General features: G+C 44.4%; 20 protein-coding genes. All 20 read left to right on the top strand.

Annotated features, from left to right (window positions below):
• Positions 1-45: 45 nt before the first annotated feature.
• The 20 genes from AC58PQ_RS01835 to trpB all read left to right on the top strand — a co-directional run bounded on the left by AC58PQ_RS01835 (position 46) and on the right by trpB (position 17,187).
• Positions 46-972 carry a phosphatase PAP2 family protein gene (locus AC58PQ_RS01835; protein ID WP_497240286.1) on the top strand — a complete coding sequence of 309 codons (927 nt, stop codon included), beginning with the start codon at positions 46-48 and terminating at the stop codon, positions 970-972.
• Positions 973-1,049: 77 nt separating this feature from the next.
• Positions 1,050-1,304 carry a trp RNA-binding attenuation protein MtrB gene (mtrB, locus tag AC58PQ_RS01830; protein WP_497240285.1) on the top strand — a complete coding sequence of 85 codons (255 nt, stop codon included), beginning with the start codon at positions 1,050-1,052 and terminating at the stop codon, positions 1,302-1,304.
• 122 nt (positions 1,305-1,426) lie between these two features.
• Positions 1,427-1,960, top strand: a complete 534-nt coding sequence (locus tag AC58PQ_RS01825) for a hypothetical protein (RefSeq protein ID WP_497240284.1) — start codon at positions 1,427-1,429, stop codon at positions 1,958-1,960.
• Positions 1,961-2,059: 99 nt separating this feature from the next.
• Positions 2,060-2,926, top strand: a complete 867-nt coding sequence (locus AC58PQ_RS01820) for a heptaprenyl diphosphate synthase component 1 (protein WP_497240283.1) — start codon at positions 2,060-2,062, stop codon at positions 2,924-2,926.
• A 13-nt stretch (positions 2,927-2,939) separates the two neighbouring features.
• Complete coding sequence (locus AC58PQ_RS01815) at positions 2,940-3,695, top strand: demethylmenaquinone methyltransferase (protein ID WP_497240282.1); 756 nt, start codon at positions 2,940-2,942, stop codon at positions 3,693-3,695.
• A gap of 7 nt (positions 3,696-3,702) precedes the next feature.
• A complete protein-coding gene (locus tag AC58PQ_RS01810) occupies positions 3,703-4,578 on the top strand; it encodes a UbiA-like polyprenyltransferase (protein WP_497240281.1) in 876 nt (291 codons plus the stop codon).
• Complete coding sequence (locus tag AC58PQ_RS01805) at positions 4,575-5,189, top strand: UbiX family flavin prenyltransferase (protein WP_497240280.1); 615 nt, start codon at positions 4,575-4,577, stop codon at positions 5,187-5,189. The genes AC58PQ_RS01810 and AC58PQ_RS01805 overlap by 4 nt, the downstream gene beginning before the upstream one ends.
• The gene (locus AC58PQ_RS01800) at positions 5,170-6,033 is read left to right on the top strand and encodes a menaquinone biosynthesis protein (protein ID WP_497240279.1); all 864 of its coding nucleotides are present in this window, start codon (positions 5,170-5,172) and stop codon (positions 6,031-6,033) included. The genes AC58PQ_RS01805 and AC58PQ_RS01800 overlap by 20 nt, the downstream gene beginning before the upstream one ends.
• Complete coding sequence (locus AC58PQ_RS01795; RefSeq protein WP_497240278.1) at positions 6,030-7,007, top strand: polyprenyl synthetase family protein; 978 nt, start codon at positions 6,030-6,032, stop codon at positions 7,005-7,007. The genes AC58PQ_RS01800 and AC58PQ_RS01795 overlap by 4 nt, the downstream gene beginning before the upstream one ends.
• Before the next feature lie 55 nt (positions 7,008-7,062).
• Positions 7,063-7,506, top strand: coding sequence for a nucleoside-diphosphate kinase (ndk, locus tag AC58PQ_RS01790; protein ID WP_497240277.1), 444 nt, complete (start codon positions 7,063-7,065; stop codon positions 7,504-7,506).
• Between the two features lie 125 nt (positions 7,507-7,631).
• Entirely contained in the window at positions 7,632-8,414 is a 783-nt protein-coding gene (locus AC58PQ_RS01785) for a CheR family methyltransferase (RefSeq protein ID WP_497240276.1), read from the top strand.
• A gap of 92 nt (positions 8,415-8,506) precedes the next feature.
• On the top strand, positions 8,507-8,671 hold the full coding sequence (locus AC58PQ_RS01780; protein WP_164483568.1) for a hypothetical protein: 165 nt from the start codon (positions 8,507-8,509) through the stop codon (positions 8,669-8,671).
• 266 nt (positions 8,672-8,937) lie between these two features.
• Positions 8,938-10,101: a chorismate synthase gene (aroC, locus tag AC58PQ_RS01775; protein WP_497240275.1), complete on the top strand. Its 1,164-nt coding sequence runs from the start codon at positions 8,938-8,940 to the stop codon at positions 10,099-10,101.
• 1 nt (position 10,102) lies between these two features.
• Positions 10,103-11,197: a 3-dehydroquinate synthase gene (aroB, locus tag AC58PQ_RS01770; protein ID WP_497240274.1), complete on the top strand. Its 1,095-nt coding sequence runs from the start codon at positions 10,103-10,105 to the stop codon at positions 11,195-11,197.
• Between the two features lie 3 nt (positions 11,198-11,200).
• Positions 11,201-11,587: a chorismate mutase gene (gene aroH / locus AC58PQ_RS01765; RefSeq protein WP_477592067.1), complete on the top strand. Its 387-nt coding sequence runs from the start codon at positions 11,201-11,203 to the stop codon at positions 11,585-11,587.
• 291 nt (positions 11,588-11,878) lie between these two features.
• On the top strand, positions 11,879-13,426 hold the full coding sequence (trpE, locus tag AC58PQ_RS01760) for an anthranilate synthase component I (protein WP_497240273.1): 1,548 nt from the start codon (positions 11,879-11,881) through the stop codon (positions 13,424-13,426).
• Positions 13,427-13,447: 21 nt separating this feature from the next.
• Entirely contained in the window at positions 13,448-14,488 is a 1,041-nt protein-coding gene (gene trpD / locus AC58PQ_RS01755) for an anthranilate phosphoribosyltransferase (protein WP_497240272.1), read from the top strand.
• Positions 14,478-15,272 carry an indole-3-glycerol phosphate synthase TrpC gene (trpC, locus tag AC58PQ_RS01750; protein WP_497240271.1) on the top strand — a complete coding sequence of 265 codons (795 nt, stop codon included), beginning with the start codon at positions 14,478-14,480 and terminating at the stop codon, positions 15,270-15,272. The genes trpD and trpC overlap by 11 nt, the downstream gene beginning before the upstream one ends.
• Positions 15,273-15,298: 26 nt before the next feature.
• Complete coding sequence (locus AC58PQ_RS01745; RefSeq protein ID WP_497240270.1) at positions 15,299-15,997, top strand: phosphoribosylanthranilate isomerase; 699 nt, start codon at positions 15,299-15,301, stop codon at positions 15,995-15,997.
• Positions 15,994-17,187 carry a tryptophan synthase subunit beta gene (trpB, locus tag AC58PQ_RS01740; protein WP_497240269.1) on the top strand — a complete coding sequence of 398 codons (1,194 nt, stop codon included), beginning with the start codon at positions 15,994-15,996 and terminating at the stop codon, positions 17,185-17,187. Before AC58PQ_RS01745 ends, trpB begins: the two co-directional genes overlap by 4 nt.
• The last annotated feature ends 1 nt before the right edge of the window (position 17,188 follow it).

Genomic DNA, 17,188 nt, shown 5'->3' with positions numbered 1-17,188 from the left:
TTTCAACACGTGATAGAATTTTTGTAATACGTAGGGGGAACAAGGTTGAATAAGTTGAAATTGAATGAGCTAGTGAAGTCACAGGATTGGACGATGTTCGGAATCATTGCCTCGATCTACTTGATCTGGCGAATTGGTACGGTTGGGAACTGGAGTACAGAATGTTGGATTCTGCTATGTATCTGTTTATTAGGTGTGCGGAAGGATCAGATTGACGTAGATTGGAAACGGTTCTTTTTGATAGGAATTCCTCTTTTGGGTATTTTTTATTATTTTTATGGGACAGGCAACGGATTTTGGTGGAAAATTGCGAACTGGATGTTTGAAAATAATCGACACCCGTGGCGCTGGGATAGCTATATGAACGCCATTCCGCTGAATACAGGCGGATGGGCAAGGTGGATTTCTACACCATTTCTAGATAGAGCTATGGTGTGGGTCTACAACTATGGCTTCGTGCTTTCACTATGGATCTGTATTGTAAGAAGCTTTTGGACACGCAGCGTCAAAAAAATGTTATCTTATGCGCTTTCCGGGCATATGTTGCAATTTCCGCTCATTTTGCCTTTTTATAACCTTATCCTGCTTCATGAGGTTTGGTATGTGAATAAGCAACCTGACTTATTACATCGTACGTTTGCGGATGAGAATTCCTTACTCGTGGCCGTTATGAATTGTTTCCCAAGTATGCACACCTCTATTTCGTTTGCGATGCTCCTACTTGCGTTACGTGAAAAGGATCGCATTTTCAAATACATGATGGTCACCTATTGTTCGGCGATTATTTTCTCAACGATGTATTTGCAAATTCATTGGGTGATAGATGTCTTCGCGGGAATGCTATTTGCCTATGGAACAGTTAAATTGACGGATCTCCTAATTCGCTTAGGCTCTCATCATGTAATACCTGCAAAATTCAAACATTTTTATCGAAAACACGCTAAATCAGCTTCTGCTGAATTATCCATCTAGCACATGTTGACTTCCGGTTACTTTTTTTGGCATCATTAGAAGTAGAAATGAAGGATATGGAAGAACGGAGGATGGATATGGAACAATCGAAATCGAATCAGTCAAATCAATCGAACTCGAACGGTAATGAGTATTTCGTGATTAAAGCCAAAGACAATGGCGTTCATGTGATTGGATTGACACGTGGACAGGATACACGTTTTCATCATACAGAGAAGCTGGACAAGGGTGAAGTCATGATTGCACAATTCACTGAGCATACATCCGCGGTAAAGGTCAGAGGTAAGGCTTTGATTATGACCAAATTTGGTACGATTGATACAGAAGAATAATAGTAAATTGACAAAAGCAGGCATAGCCTGCTTTTTTTCTATGTACAATGGTGTATAGGACTTGTTACTATGGATAACCTGTCGGTTATTTGGCTCCTGCATATGTTTAGGAGGTGTTGAATGTGAAATGGTCAATACGCATCGTGATCACGCTACTTATTACCGTTGTAGTTGTGATCAGTCTATCCACGCTGCCAAAGATGGATCTTTCATCAGGCTTAGGTTCCGACTACAAATGGTCCAATAATCGCGGTGGTCAGCTTACAGAAACGAACTTGGCAGATCTTCTGGTACAAATTCCTCTGCAGCTACGGATACGAAAAGTAGAGCTAAGTTCATCTCGATTGTCACTCGATTTGAGTTTGCCCAAAAATGCGGATTCCATTGCTGTATATCGCGATTTGTATACCGTTGCACAGACAATGTTAGTTAATACTAAGAATGTAGATCAAGTGTGGGTACGTATCATAGATTATTCAGGCGGTGCTGAAACAACTTCATCCCAACTTGTTCTCGCTATGGTAGCTCAGCGTGAATTTGGCAAAGATATGGAGAAGAAACCAACTGAGCTTAGCTTGATTCAATTGGAACAAGAGTTGCAGAACCGCTTTCGCATCACCTACACCTCCAAATGGCAACAAAAATACCCACTATAATAAATTGTGCTTCTATTAACGGGTTATGCTATAATAATTTGGATTGAGACATTGAAGTTCATAAATAGATATGTGGCATACGGTTACGGAGGCTTTTGCATGAATTCTTATCGGATCCCTGAGATCGCTAAGCAATATACAGAGTATGATATGATCCAAATTCACACAGACTTGCCTGATTTTCCTGAGTTGCGCACACGCCTGTTGTTTGCATTCTTGAATGAAGATAACAAACGGAGTTCATTAAGTGAATTATTTACTTTAGCAACAGCGCTTGTGCAGTTAGGACTCGATACCCATGATCTTGTAACAGTATCTAATGAGGTCAAGGAGAAAAAGGCTTCAAGGTCAAGACAGCTAAAGGTGCTTGCAGGAGACTATTTTAGTGCCAGATTTTATCATCTTCTAGCTAAAACGGGACAGATCGAAATGATTAAGCAGCTCTCGAATGCGATCTGTGAAGTAAATCGTTTAAAGTTGAGCAGCTATATGAAAATGAAACAGCTGAAACTGACGGCAGAAGATTACATTCACCATACGGTGGAAATCAAATCTCAGCTGTTTTTGTCTTTCTCAGAGGTCATGTCAGAGACCTACAAACAAGCATGGCCTGATATTTTAAGAGGCTACGTGAGATGTGAACTCCTATTTGATGAAATCTTCCGCATGGAGACTACTGAAAATTTCAAAGGCAGCTGGGGATATTGGCATATTAACCAGAATGGCACGAGAGACGAGCGGAAGCAGTTACAAGGTGAAGAAGCAGATACGACGAAGGTTCGTACGCTTTTACATAAATACAACATCTCTTCGCAACTGTATCAGTTACTCCATGCACAAACGAAGCAATTGCTGGAACGTGTTAAGAAGCTTGAATCGGTTAAACTACAAAGTGAACTCTTTCACATGGGAGAGCCCTTTTTACGATTTACTGGGGAGCAGCCCAAAGTGTTAGAAGAAATTTAAGGGGACCTGGGCAATGAGTGTAAGCAAAACAAACAGCGACAACAAAAAAGCGAAGAGTAAAGAAGAGTTTGTACATGGTGTATTTGAAAGTATAGCGCCTAAATATGATTTAATGAACAATATTATTAGTTTTAATAGACATAAAGCATGGCGTAAATTTGCAATGAAGAAGATGAATGTAAAGCCTGGCGATACAGCAATAGACTTGTGCTGCGGAACCTGTGATTGGACGATTAGCCTCGCACAAGCAAGTGGGACTGGTAAAATGGTTGGACTAGATTTCAGCCAGAATATGCTTGACTTCGGTGCGGCGAAAATTAAACAATTGCGCTTGGATCAGCAGATCGAGCTTATACAAGGAAATGCGATGAGTCTTCCGTTTGACGACAATTCTTTTGACTTTGCCACAATCGGGTTTGCCCTGCGTAATGTTCCCGATCTCGAGCAGGTTATCCGAGAAATGCAACGTGTCGTTAAGCCCGGAGGACTAGTTGTGTCTTTAGAGCTATCTAAACCAACTTGGCAGCCTTTTAAGTCGATATACTATGTGTATTTCCGGCATATCATGCCGTTCCTTGGTAAGTTAATTGTAAAGAAATATGAGCAATACAAGTGGTTGCCGGAATCATTAATTACGTTTCCTGATCATAAGCAGTTAGCGGCTATCTTCTCGAAGAATGGCTTAGATCAAGTACAAGCTTATCCACTCTTTGGTGGTGTGGCCGCGTTACATGTAGGCACGAAAGGTAAAACGAAATCAGGAGTGTAATTAGCATATGTTTACTAAATTGAAGATTTTTCTCGAAATGATCAAATTCGAACACAGCGTGTTTGCACTGCCATTTGCTTTCATGGGGGCAATTCTTGGCTCCGTTGTTTTACAAGGCCATTTACCTGGCTGGGCTCAGATTGGGTGGATCACTTTAGCTATGGTAGGAGCAAGAACCGCCGCGATGGCTTTGAATCGTGTCATTGATCAAGCCATTGACAAACGCAATCCACGTACAGTGAATCGGGCCATTCCTGCTGGGCTTATTTCAATCCCACAAGTTATTATCTATATCATCATCTCATTTGCAGTTCTTTTTTGGGCAACCTATCATCTAAGTGCGTTATCGATGAAGCTGCTGCCTATTGCCGTATTCTTTTTGGTGATTTATTCGTATACCAAAAGATTCACATGGACATGCCATTTCGTGCTCGGTTTGACGCTAGGGCTTGCCCCGCTTGGCGGCTGGATTGCCGTCACTGGTCAATTCACATGGTCGTCCATCATCTTTTTCCTAACCGTAGCGTGCTGGAGTGCTGGTTTCGATCTCATTTATGCTTGCCAGGATGCAGAATTTGATCGTAAAGAAGGTTTGCACTCCTTTCCAAGTCGATTTGGCATTAAAGCATCTTTGCACACAGCTCGGGTGCTTCATGTATTAACAGCTATCGGTTTAGTTTCCCTGTTTTTTATAACGCATCTTAGTTGGCTGTATCTCGTGGGACTTGTTATCGCTTATATCTTGTTATTTAAAGAACATAGGCTCGTTTCACCACAGGATTTATCCAAATTAAACACAGCTTTCTTCACGATGAATGGTGTATTAAGCTTAGTCATGTTCACATTCACATTACTTGATGTCCTAGTGAGCCAAAACTCATGAGCGGCGGAAACTGGGTCATTGGAATTTCGGGCGCTAGTGGAGCTCAATACGGTGTGCGATTATGTGAAGTGCTGTTGGATCTTGGGTTAGATGTACATCTTATTATTACGGATGCTGGCTGGCGAGTGCTGCAGGATGAACTAGATTGGAACGCAACGAAGCGTCAGGATGTGTTGGAGAAGCAATTCGGGGGACGGACAGGCTCTTTCGAATATCATCCAGTTGCGAATATTGGAGCAACAGTCGCAAGTGGTTCTTTCCGCACCAGAGGGATGGTAGTGATTCCATGCTCGATGGGCACATTATCAGGGATTGCTCATGGTTCGTCCGATAACTTGCTTGAACGTACCGCGGATGTCATGCTGAAAGAAGGAAGAAAATTAATTCTGGTGCCAAGGGAAACACCCTTACATGCTATACATTTAGAAAATATGCTTACCCTAACAAGAATGGGTGTGCGAATGATACCCGCTATGCCAGCCTTCTATAATCGTCCGCGCTCAATCGATGAGATGGTTGATTTTTTGGTAGGTAAAGTGATGGATAGTATGGAGATTGAACATTCCTTGTACCGTAGATGGGGAGATATTGATGAGCAACCTAGACCCTAAAATCCGAATAGGTCGAATCAATTATACAAATGTGTGGCCGATCTATTATTATTTCCCAGAGCTGATGAATAGCCCTGACGTCGATATTATTGAGCAAGTACCCACATCACTTAATCAAGCAATGGCTGAAGGCCGCATTGATATGGGGCCCATTTCTTCCTTTTCATATGGACAATTTTTTGAAGACTATATGCTATTTCCGGATCTTTCTGTAAGCTCTTATGGCGAAGTCAATTCGATCCTGCTTTTCCATGACAAACCATTGCGTGAAATCATGAATGGGAAGATTATTCTTCCAACAACGTCAGCGACTTCCGTGAATTTACTTAAAATCATTCTAGAGAAATTTTATAAGGGTAAGCCGACTTACGAATATGCGAAGCCAAGCTTAGACCAAATGATGGAGGGTGCGGACGCTGCGCTTCTCATTGGGGATGATGCCATTAAGGAAAGCTGGCGGAATCAAACGTATATGATTACGGACCTCGGTCAAGAGTGGGCCAAATGGACAGGGAAATGGATGTCGTTCGCTGTCTGGGCGATCCGCAAAGAAACGATTCGTACATATCCAGAGCTCGTAGGGTCCATTTTTGAAGCATTTAAAGCGAGTAAAGAGAAAGCCCATCAGGAACCGCAGAACATGATAGAGGAGGCAAAAGCTGCCGTTGGCGGCACCTCTGAATTTTGGAATCATTATTTTTATACATTGTGTTATGATTTTGCAGCTGAGCAGTGGGAAGGGCTTAATTCGTATTATCAGTACTGTTACGAGCTTGGTTTCCTGCCTAAACCAGTTCAAATAGGCATATGGGAAGAGAATAAAGTAGCACGGGTGAACGAATGAAAAACTTAATGGATATTTATTCTAGAAAAAGAAGAGATATTTCAGCAATTGAAAAAGAGCTTGAGGAGAGCGTAAATAACGATCATACTTTACTAAGAGAAACGTCGATACATCTGCTTAAAGCCGGAGGAAAGCGAATCAGGCCTGTTTTTGTTCTGCTTTCTGGTGAATTTGGAAGTTATCAGCTTCAAACAATAAAAAATGTTGCTGTGCCCTTGGAACTTATTCACATGGCCTCTCTTGTCCATGATGATGTGATTGACGATGCCAACACGCGGCGAGGTCAATTGACGGTTCGTTCCAAATGGGATAATCGCATTGCTATGTTTACAGGTGATTATATTTTCGCTAGAGCTTTAGGTGTGATTACTCGGATTCCGAATCCGAGCGTTCATCAAATTATGTCAAAAGCCATTGTTGAAATGTCCATTGGTGAGATGGAACAAATTCGTTTCTTTTTTCAATCGGAACAAACGATTAGAGATTATTTACTGCGAATTCGGCGCAAAACGGCTCTATTAATTGCGATCTCATGTCAATTGGGTGCGATGGCATCTGGTGCACCAGATTGGGTGAGCACTAAATTGTATAATTTTGGCTATAATGTAGGTATGGCCTTCCAAATTAGAGATGATATTCTGGATTTAATCGGGACTGAAAAGCAGATCGGGAAACCGCCTGGGAGTGATGTCAAGCAAGGGAATATCACCTTGCCGGTGTTGCTCACCATGCAAGATCTGGCTTTAAAGCCTATGATATTGACAGAACTTGATCGAATACATAAACTGGATGGACAAACGGATGTTAGTCGATTCCTAGAAATGATACGAGGCAGTGCTGGCATTAAGGAAGCCGATCGTCTTTCTCAGGTCTATATTGATAAAGCGATTTCGTCACTCCACAAGCTGCCGGATATTCAAGCGAAAAAGGATCTCATCGAAATCGCTCATTTTATCGGGAATCGATCTTATTAAGTGGATGCTTACGTTGTCAGTTTTCTGACGAAAACTTTAAGGAGGTAGTCTTTCAATGGAAAAAACATTTCTCATGGTTAAACCTGATGGCGTACAACGGGGACTTGTCGGCGAGATTGTAAAACGGTTTGAACAGAAAGGTTTCCAATTGATTGGCAGTAAGTTGACGGTCATTTCCCGCGAGCAAGCCGAAATTCATTATGCTGAGCATAAAGGAAAAGATTTTTTCGATAGACTCGTGAATTTTATTACATCAGGACCTGTCTTTGCGATGGTATGGCATGGCGATCAAGTTATTGCTTTATCCAGAACCATGATTGGCAAAACAAATTCGCTTGAAGCCGCGCCTGGAACGATTCGCGGTGACTACGCCGTACATACGAATCTCAATCTTATTCATGGTTCCGATTCACCCGAAAGTGCCGAACGTGAAATTAACAATTTCTTTCAGCCTGACGAAATTTTTGAGTATTCGAAGAACATACAAGAATGGATCTAAGCCTATTAAACGAAGAATCTGGTATCTGAATGGATACGGGTTCTTTTTTTGTTGTTTTTTGAAGGATTTTGGTAATTCCACACAGAATGTATCAGAAAAGAAAATGATCAAGGTGGGTGGACAGCATGGAGGATCAAGATTTTTTATTGTTTATCAAAAAAATAAAAGAACATACGTCAATTGATCTTGCGTTGTACAAGGAAGCGCAAATGAAGCGACGATTAACTACCTTGCGGATGAAGCGGGGCTATAATACGTTTGTTGCTTTTTTCGAAGCGATGATGAAGGATAAAGAATTATTTTATGAGTTTTTGGATCGGATGACGATCAATGTTTCTGAATTTTGGCGGAATCCGAACCGATGGGAGCTCGTGGAAAAGAAATTTATTCCCGAGATGCTACAACGAAATCGCAGGTTGAAAATTTGGAGTGCAGCTTGCTCCACAGGAGAAGAGCCGTATACGCTAGCAATGATTTTAGCTGAGCAAGGTGCACTTGGTGAGACGAACTTACACGCTACGGATATTGATGACGGTGCCTTGGAGAAAGCTCGTAAAGGCATGTATCTGGATCGTTCGGTGCGTGATGTGCCGCCTAATTATCTGAAGAAATATTTTAAACAAGATGGCGTTATGTATCATATTTCCGATGAACTCAAAAAAACGATTAAATTTCAGAAGCAGAATTTGCTTGTCGATACATTTGATAGCGGTTACGATCTCATCGTTTGCCGCAATGTGATTATCTATTTTACAGAAGAAGCGAAGCATTTGCTGTATCAGAAATTCGCCAAAGCATTAAAACCAGGCGGACTCCTTTTCGTTGGCTCGACAGAGCAAATTTTCTCCCCTGGTCAATATGACCTAGAGGCATCTGAAACATTCTTTTATCGGAAAAAGGGTGTATAAGAACTTCCATATCTTCCAATACTAAGATGTAGCAATGCAAAGTGAGGTAACCGCCACGCTTTGAACAATGCATATACGCTTAGGGGGCTATCATGGACAAACGCAAGGTGATTACCGCTTATCGCAGGGGAATGATTTCTATTCAAGAATGTGCTCAAATTTTAGGAGTCGATTCTTCACAAATTACGGGTCTAATGAATGATCCTCAGCTTTGTGAGCCTCCGAGGGTCGTCCAGAAGCAGCCTATGCACGGGTAATACTAGCTCCTGTCTAGATGATGACACGCTTACGCGGAAGGGATTGTCCCTGACCTGTGAAGCGTGTTTTTGCATTTGTGTTGTTGCCAAACCTGAGTAGCTATACTATAATGACAACAGATAATCGCGCGTCAAAGCGCTAAAGTGCTTAGTGCTGCAGCTTTTTCATCGTGGCACACGAAGTAAGTATGCTCGGTTTTTCCATACTATTATGTTTAAATACGGAGTTCGATTTTCTTCGTAAAATTCTTAGGGGGTAACGGATTGTGAGATATTTAACAGCTGGTGAAACGCATGGACCGCAGCTCACTGCGATTATTGAAGGGTTCCCAAGTAATGTAACCCTGAACTTTGAAGATTTAAACCATCAATTACATAGACGTCAAAAAGGCTACGGTCGCGGTCGTCGGATGCAAATTGAGAAAGATACAGCGACAATTGCAGGCGGCGTGCGTCACGGAAAAACAACTGGTGCTCCAATTGCACTCGTAGTCGTGAACAATGACTGGAAGCACTGGACATCTGTTATGGGGATTGAACCCGTTGAAGAAGATAACGAAGGCAAGCGCCGTGTGAACCGTCCTCGTCCTGGACATGCGGATTTGAACGGCGGCCTTAAATATAATCAAAAAGATTTGCGTAACATTTTGGAAAGATCAAGTGCTCGTGAAACGACGATGCGAGTGGCCACTGGAGCTGTCGCACGTCAATTATTAGCTGAGTTCGGGATCAAAGTGGCTGGACAAGTTATCCGTATTGGGGATGTCGAAGTAGAGCGCCAAGAGCTTCCTGTCGATGAACTCATTCGGATTACAGAAGAATCTCCAGTACGCGTTGTTGATAAAGAAGCAGAAGCGAAAATGATCGCCGCGATCGACGCTGCCAAAGAAGATGGCGATACACTAGGTGGTATCGTTGAAGTTATCATCGAAGGCGTACCTGTAGGCCTTGGAAGCCATGTGCAATGGGACCGCAAATTGGACGGGAAAATCGCGCAAGCCGTGCTTTCCATTCAAGCGTTCAAAGGCGTTGAGTTCGGAATCGGTTTTGAAGCGGCAGAGCGCAGAGGCTCTAATGTTCATGACGAAATCCTGTACACGGAAGAAGAAGGTTTCAGACGCAGAACGAATCGTGCAGGCGGATTCGAAGGCGGAATGACGACAGGCGAACAAATCATCGTTCGCGGTGTCATGAAGCCAATCTCGACCTTGTACAAACCGCTGCAAAGCGTTGATATTGATACGAAGGAAGTATTCACCGCGCAGGTTGAGCGTTCCGACACCTGTGCAGTGCCAGCAGCAGGCGTGATCATGGAGAACGTGATCGCTTGGGAAGTAGCGAATGCTTTCTTAGATAAATTCGGCGGAGATTCCATCGAAGAAATTCGTACGAACTTAACGAATTTCCTCAAGCAAGTGGAGAACTACTAAGATGAGAGAACTTACCGTAGAGCTTGGAGAACGGTCTTATCCTATTTATATTGGACAAGGCATTCTTACCAATATCGCGGCACTGTTCGATCGCGCGAAGCTCAGCCGCAAGTCGCCACTGCTCCTCGTCACCGACGAGTCGGTGGCGGCGCTGCACTTGGAGCGCGTCCTGACGCTGCTCCGTGACGGCGGCTTCGCCGCGACTGCCTGCGTCGTGCCCGCAGGCGAAACCTCCAAATCCCTCGAGCAGCTCGAGGGAATCGTCACCGCCGCCCTCCAGGCGGGCCTTGATCGCAATTCTGCGATCGTTGCCCTCGGAGGAGGCGTGGTCGGCGATCTTGCCGGCTTCGCTGCGGCGAGCTTCATGCGCGGGATCCGCTTCGTGCAGATCCCGACGACCATCCTTGCCCACGACAGTTCTGTCGGCGGCAAGGTAGCGGTCAATCACCCGATGGCGAAGAACATCATCGGCGCGTTTCACCAGCCGGAGCTTGTCCTCTTTGACATCGACTTGCTTTTAACATTGCCAGAGCGCGATGTGAAGGCAGGGCTCTCCGAGGTCATCAAGCATGGCTTGATCTGGGATGCGGCCTTTACACAGTGGTGTGATGACAACGCAGACAAGCTGTTAGCTTTAGATCCAGAAGCGTTGAGTTACGCGCTATACATAGGTTGTCAGGTAAAGGCTATCGTCGTATCACAGGATGAGCGCGAGAATGATCTCCGTGCGATTCTAAACCTGGGTCACACGATAGGTCATGCCTTAGAAGCAGTAGCGGGCTACGGTGAGTTGCTGCACGGTGAGGCCATTGCCATTGGTATGGTCGGCGCTGCGAAGCTTGCTCAGCAGTTCGGCTACAGCGAGGATATTCATACCGTGACCAAAGGGTTGTTCGTGAAATATGGCTTACCAGTTAGCGTTCCTGCGCATTTGGATACGGATCGCATTATGAGTGCCATGATGCATGATAAGAAATTCAAAGAAGGTACGATGGTGTACATCATCCCAACCGAAATTGGCAAAGTGGAGATCCGCAAGGATGTAACGGCACAGCAAGTCAGAGAGATTGTTGACCTTCTAAAAGGGGAGAAATAACCGATGTACTTAAGGGGAATTCGTGGCGCAACAACAGTTCAACAAAATGATGCAGATGAAATTCTTGCTGCAACGAGTGAGCTTCTTCAAGCGATTGTAGAAGCAAATGATTTCCGTCCAGAAGATATCGGATCGGTCTTCATCACGGTAACCGAAGATATTACAGCGACGTTTCCTGCAAGGGCGATTCGTACCCTAGTTGGTTGGGAACTCGTTCCACTCATGTGTTCGTTAGAAGTTCCGGTTGAGAATGCATTGCCCAAATGTATTCGTTTGATGGTACAGGTCAACACGACCAAAACCCAAGCGGAAATTAACCATGTGTATTTAAAAGAAGCCAAAGCACTTCGTCCTGATATTGTTAAATTGACAAATGAAGCTACCCGGTAGTATAGTGAAATTAGATGAGTTTAGGTTAGTAGAGCAGAGTTTAGTCGAGTAGAGCAGAGCCCAGTTGAGATGAGAAAAAGTAAATAGCTGTCGTGTGATGATAGGCTCGTTCCCACAGGGGATCGTCTATTTCCTCATACGTAGCCATCATTTTCTTTTTTTCACATTCATCCTGATCGTCTACTGAAACTAAAGTCAACCTCTACCCTAGGTAGAGGTTTTTTTGTATTCGAATAGAGTTTTGAGCGCCGCTACGTGCGAGTAGCTCACAAGCTGAGAGGGGATGTTTCCATGTATACACCTGAATTGCAAGAAGTCATTCGTTTGTCCAAAGATTATAATCTAATCCCAGTCGTGCGTCATTTACTAGCGGATACTGAGACGCCTATACGTGTATTCCAACATTTATATCAAGAGCCCCGAGCATTTTTATTAGAAAGCGTAGAGGGAGGAGTGAAATGGGCCCGTTACTCATTCTTAGGCAGTGATCCCTTCTTGATGATTACGGCGAAGCATGGAAAAACAACGGTCGAAACGCAATCCGAGAAAAAAATCACGGATGAGAAACCGATCGAAGTGTTAAAGGCTTATCTTCGTTCCTACTCTAGCCCTCAGCTTGCGGATCTACCTCGATTTACAGGCGGTGCTGTTGGATTCTTCGGATATGACTTACTGCAATACTATGAGAAACTACCCGCTCATCAAATCGATGATTTACAAATGAACGATATTCAATTCATGTTCTGCGATCAAGTCATTGTGTTTGATCATTTCAAACAACAGATTAAAGTGATCGCGAACATACATGTTCCCCAATTCGCAACGGATGCGGATATTGCGACAGCCTATCAAGCAACCTGTGAGAAAATCGATGCGACAATCGAGAAGATCAAACGTCCATTGAGTTCGGATACCATGACACACAATCCAATCGTATCTGAGCCCGAGCTAGGCGACATTCGCTCTAACATCACGAAAGAAAAGTACATTGCCAATGTCAACAAAGCGAAGGAATACATTCGCGCCGGCGATATCTTCCAAGTCGTACTCTCGCAGCGTTTTGAAATGGAAACGACAGTTTCTCCTTTACAGGTATATCGCGTACTCCGTACGATGAATCCTTCTCCTTATATGTATGTGCTGAAAATGGATGATGAGGTTATCGTTGGAACGTCTCCTGAGCTGTTAGTACGTGTTGAAGAAGAAAAAGTAGAAACGCGTCCGATTGCTGGCACAAGACCTAGAGGGAAAACACCGGAGGAAGACCACGCACTTGAGCTGGAATTGCTTGCCGACGAGAAAGAACGTGCCGAGCATCTGATGTTAGTTGACTTAGGTCGTAATGATATCGGGCGCGTATCCGAGTTTGGTACAGTGAAATGTGATACCTTCATGGACATTGAACGGTATTCGCACGTTATGCATATCGTTTCGAATGTTTCGGGTAAAATTGCGAAGGATAAGGATTTCTTTGATGCTTTCCTTTCTTGTATGCCTGCAGGAACGGTGTCTGGAGCACCTAAACTGAGAGCTATGGGGATCATCGCAGAACTTGAGCCGGAATCTCGTGGATCTTATGCGGGAGCAATTGGATATCTTGGCTTTTCCGGAAATTTGGATACCTGTATTACGATTCGAACGATTGTTTTCAAAAAAGGGAAAGCGTATGTGCAAGCTGGAGCGGGGATCGTATGGGATTCCGTGCCAGAGAACGAATATCAAGAAACGGTAAACAAAGCGACGGCTTTGCTGAAATCAATTCGAATGGCAGAAGCGATGTTCAGTCCAGAGCCTAGACCTGTCAGTGATATTAACAAAGATTATTTTGTTAACTCGTAGAAGGAAGGGGCATGGGAGAACATGAGTGGATTGAGTTCGATTCAGCAAGCACTTGGAAAAGTAATCAGCGGTAGTCATTTGTCCCGGGAAGAAGCGCGAAACGTCATGTCTGAAATTATGGATGGGGCGGCTTCTCCGGCGCAAATTGGGAGCCTATTGACGGCGCTACGCATCAAAGGGGAAACCTTTGAAGAAATAACTGGCTTTGCCGAGACGATGCGTAGTAAAGCCATGCAAGTACATGTACACCAAAGCGATCTCCTTGATACGTGTGGCACAGGCGGAGATGGTGCAGATACATTTAACATTTCAACGACAGCAGCAATTGTCGCTTCAGCAGGTGGGATCCGCGTTGCTAAGCATGGGAATAGAGCGATGTCGAGTAAAAGCGGAAGTGCTGATGTCCTAGAAGCACTTGGCGTGAAGATTACACTGAGTGGTGAGCAAGCAGCGAAGTGTTTGGAACGGACGGGTATTTGCTTCATGTTTGCACAAGCTTATCATCAATCTATGAAGCATGTGGCGGCACCTCGCAGAGAGCTCGGTTTTAGAACCGTATTCAATTTACTCGGACCGTTAACTAACCCTGCGGGTGCGGATCGTCAGGTTCTTGGCGTATTTGACCGCAACAAAACGGAAATGCTCGCACAATCCCTTCAAGCGCTAGGACTCAAGCGTGCATTGGTTGTAGCTAGCGAGGATGGCTTGGACGAATTCAGTATTTCGGCACCTACGAAGGTGACTGAACTGAAAACAGATACCATCACCACGTATACAATTACACCGGATGATTTGGGACTTCGTGCACATAGTATCAAAGATGTAGCTGGTGGAGATGCTGCGCTAAACGCTGAAATTATTCGTCATATTTTTGCAGGTGAAAAAGGACCTTATCGTGATATCGTGCTTGCGAATGCTGCAGCTTGTTTTTATGTAACTGGCCATGTAGGGACGCTTCAACAGGGCGTTAAATTTGCTGCTGATGTGATTGATTCAGGACGAGCGGATCAGAAATTAAATGATTTAATCCAATACACAGGAGAATTATGCCATGTTTCTTGATAAAATTGTTGCTACGAAGCGTGTAGAAGTGGAAGCGATGGGCAGCTTTTCGATTGCAAAGGCTGAGAAGCAGATCTCGCAGCTTCCGCCTTGCTTAGGCTTTGAGAAGGCGCTGACGACGCGGAAGAACCGCGCGATGGGGCTTATTGCGGAAGTGAAGAAAGCATCACCCTCCAAAGGTTTAATTCGCGAGGATTTTGAACCTGTCGCTTTGGCGCAGGCTTATAAACGTGCAGGAGCGGATTGTATTTCAGTTTTAACTGATGTTTCGTTTTTCCAAGGAAGCAATAACTATCTGCAAGCTGTGCGTAAAGCGGTTAATGTACCTTTACTGCGCAAAGATTTTACGATTGATCCGAAGCAAATTTATGAAGCAAGATTACTAGGAGCAGATGCGATTCTGCTGATTGCTGCTATTTTGACGACGGATCAAATGAAGCGATATTTGAAGCTGGCCAAAGATCTTGGCTTAGATGTACTCGTTGAAGTGCATGATCGTGAAGAACTGGAACGCGCACTGGAGCTGGATACGAAACTGATCGGTGTAAATAACCGGAATTTGAAAACTTTCGTAACCAATCTAAAAACAACGGAAGAGTTAATTAGCTATATGCCAAAAGGTAAGAGAGTGGTGAGCGAAAGCGGCATTTCTACCGTTGAAGATATGGCTTATTTAGGTCAAGTAGGTGCACAAGCTGTACTGATTGGCGAGCATTTCATGCGTCAACCAATCGTTGAGCAAGCTGTTCATGAACTAATGGGTGAGCTGGTCAAAAAGGCGTAGGAACAAGGCAGAAAGAGGCGGATTTAATGGCTGTGGGAACGATTCCAACGGTAAAAATTTGTGGACTTCAAAGCGTTGAAGTGTTAAAATCAATCGTACATTTGCCGATAGCTCATATCGGCTTTGTTTTTGCACCGAGCAAGCGACAGGTTACGCCGGAGAAGGCTGCTGAGCTCATTGCTTACTTGAAATCAGAGGAAGCGAATGGTCACACAATACCGCTTACTGTTGGTGTTTTTGTGAATCCAACTCAGGAGCAGTTAATGGAGATCTTAGCTGTAGCTCCTTTGGACATCGTACAACTTCATAGTCAGGAAACGCCGGCGTTTTGCGGCTGGGTTCGTGAGCATTTTGGGGTACAGGTGTTTAAATCGGTATCCATTTCGAAAACGGAAGATTCCATGCCCACACTAGACAACGTGGCTGCTCAGCTAGATCCATATGTTGGAACCGTAGATGCGATCTTGCTGGATACGTTTGACCCTATATATGGGGGCGGATCTGGTACCACTTTTGCATGGGATTGTATTCCTGTTTATCAAGAGTGGGCTCGAACCACAGGTATTCAACTGCTGGTTGCTGGCGGACTTCGACATGATAATGTAGATCAATTAGTGAATGCTTATGCTCCAGATGGCGTTGATGTATCTAGCGGCGTGGAGACAGATGGCGTGAAAGATATTGCGAAAATAACCGCGTTTGTGGAAAGGGTGACCCGTAAGTGACACAAGTACCTGATCAGCATGGTAGATTTGGCAAGTTCGGTGGCCGTTATGTGCCCGAGACATTGATGAATGCCCTACATGAGCTTGAAGAAGCTTATGAACAATATAAAGATGATCCTGAATTTATTGCTGAGGTCCGTTATTTGCAAAAGCAATATTCCGGCAGACCTACCCCGCTTTACTATGCAGAGCGCTTAACTGAGCTTCTAGGCGGAGCTAAGATTTATTTGAAACGTGAAGATTTAAACCATACAGGTGCACACAAAATTAATAATACCATCGGACAAGCGGTTCTCGCTAAACGTATGGGGAAAAAGAAAATCATCGCTGAAACGGGAGCAGGTCAGCATGGTGTGGCTTCTGCTACGGTCGCGGCTTTAATGGGCTTTGAATGTAAAGTGTTCATGGGGGAAGAAGACACGAAGCGTCAGCAATTAAATGTATTCCGCATGAAATTGTTAGGTTCGGAAGTTATTCCTGTTACTTCGGGAACGCGCACGTTGAAAGATGCCTGTAACGAAACACTGCGCTACTGGGTAAGTAACGTGCAAGACACGTACTATATTCTTGGATCGGTTACAGGACCACATCCTTATCCGATGATGGTTCGTGATTTCCAACGCGTGATCGGGGATGAGTCCCGTGAGCAAATCTTGGAAACAGAAGGCAGATTGCCGGATGCGGTTGTCGCTTGTGTAGGTGGAGGCAGCAATGCGATGGGGATTTTCTATCCATTCGTTCAAGATGCTTCGGTGAAATTGATTGGCGTGGAAGCAGCAGGACGTGGCGTAAACACGGAGGAGCACGCAGCAACCATGACCAAAGGAACGCCAGGCGTATTCCAAGGTTCACTCAGCTACTTGCTTCAGGATGAGTATGGCCAGGTATTGCCGGCGCATTCAATCTCAGCTGGTCTTGACTATCCGGGAATTGGTCCAGAACATGCGTATCTTAAAGATGCAGAGCGTGCCTCTTATTATCCAATCACGGATCAGGAAGCATTGGATGCTCTTCAATTGCTGAGCCGGACGGAAGGTATCATTCCTGCCCTAGAGAGCGCACATGCGATTGCCCACACGCTGAAGTTAGCACCAACGATGTCCAAGGATCAAATCATCATCGTAAGCTTGTCCGGTCGCGGTGATAAAGATGTGGAATCCATTATTAGTTATCTTGGCGAGGGGGTATAGG

The organism is Paenibacillus sp. J22P143 (assembly GCF_059692035.1).
The sequence above is the reverse complement of the archived record's forward strand: the minus strand, read 5'-3'. Positions and strand labels throughout refer to the sequence as shown.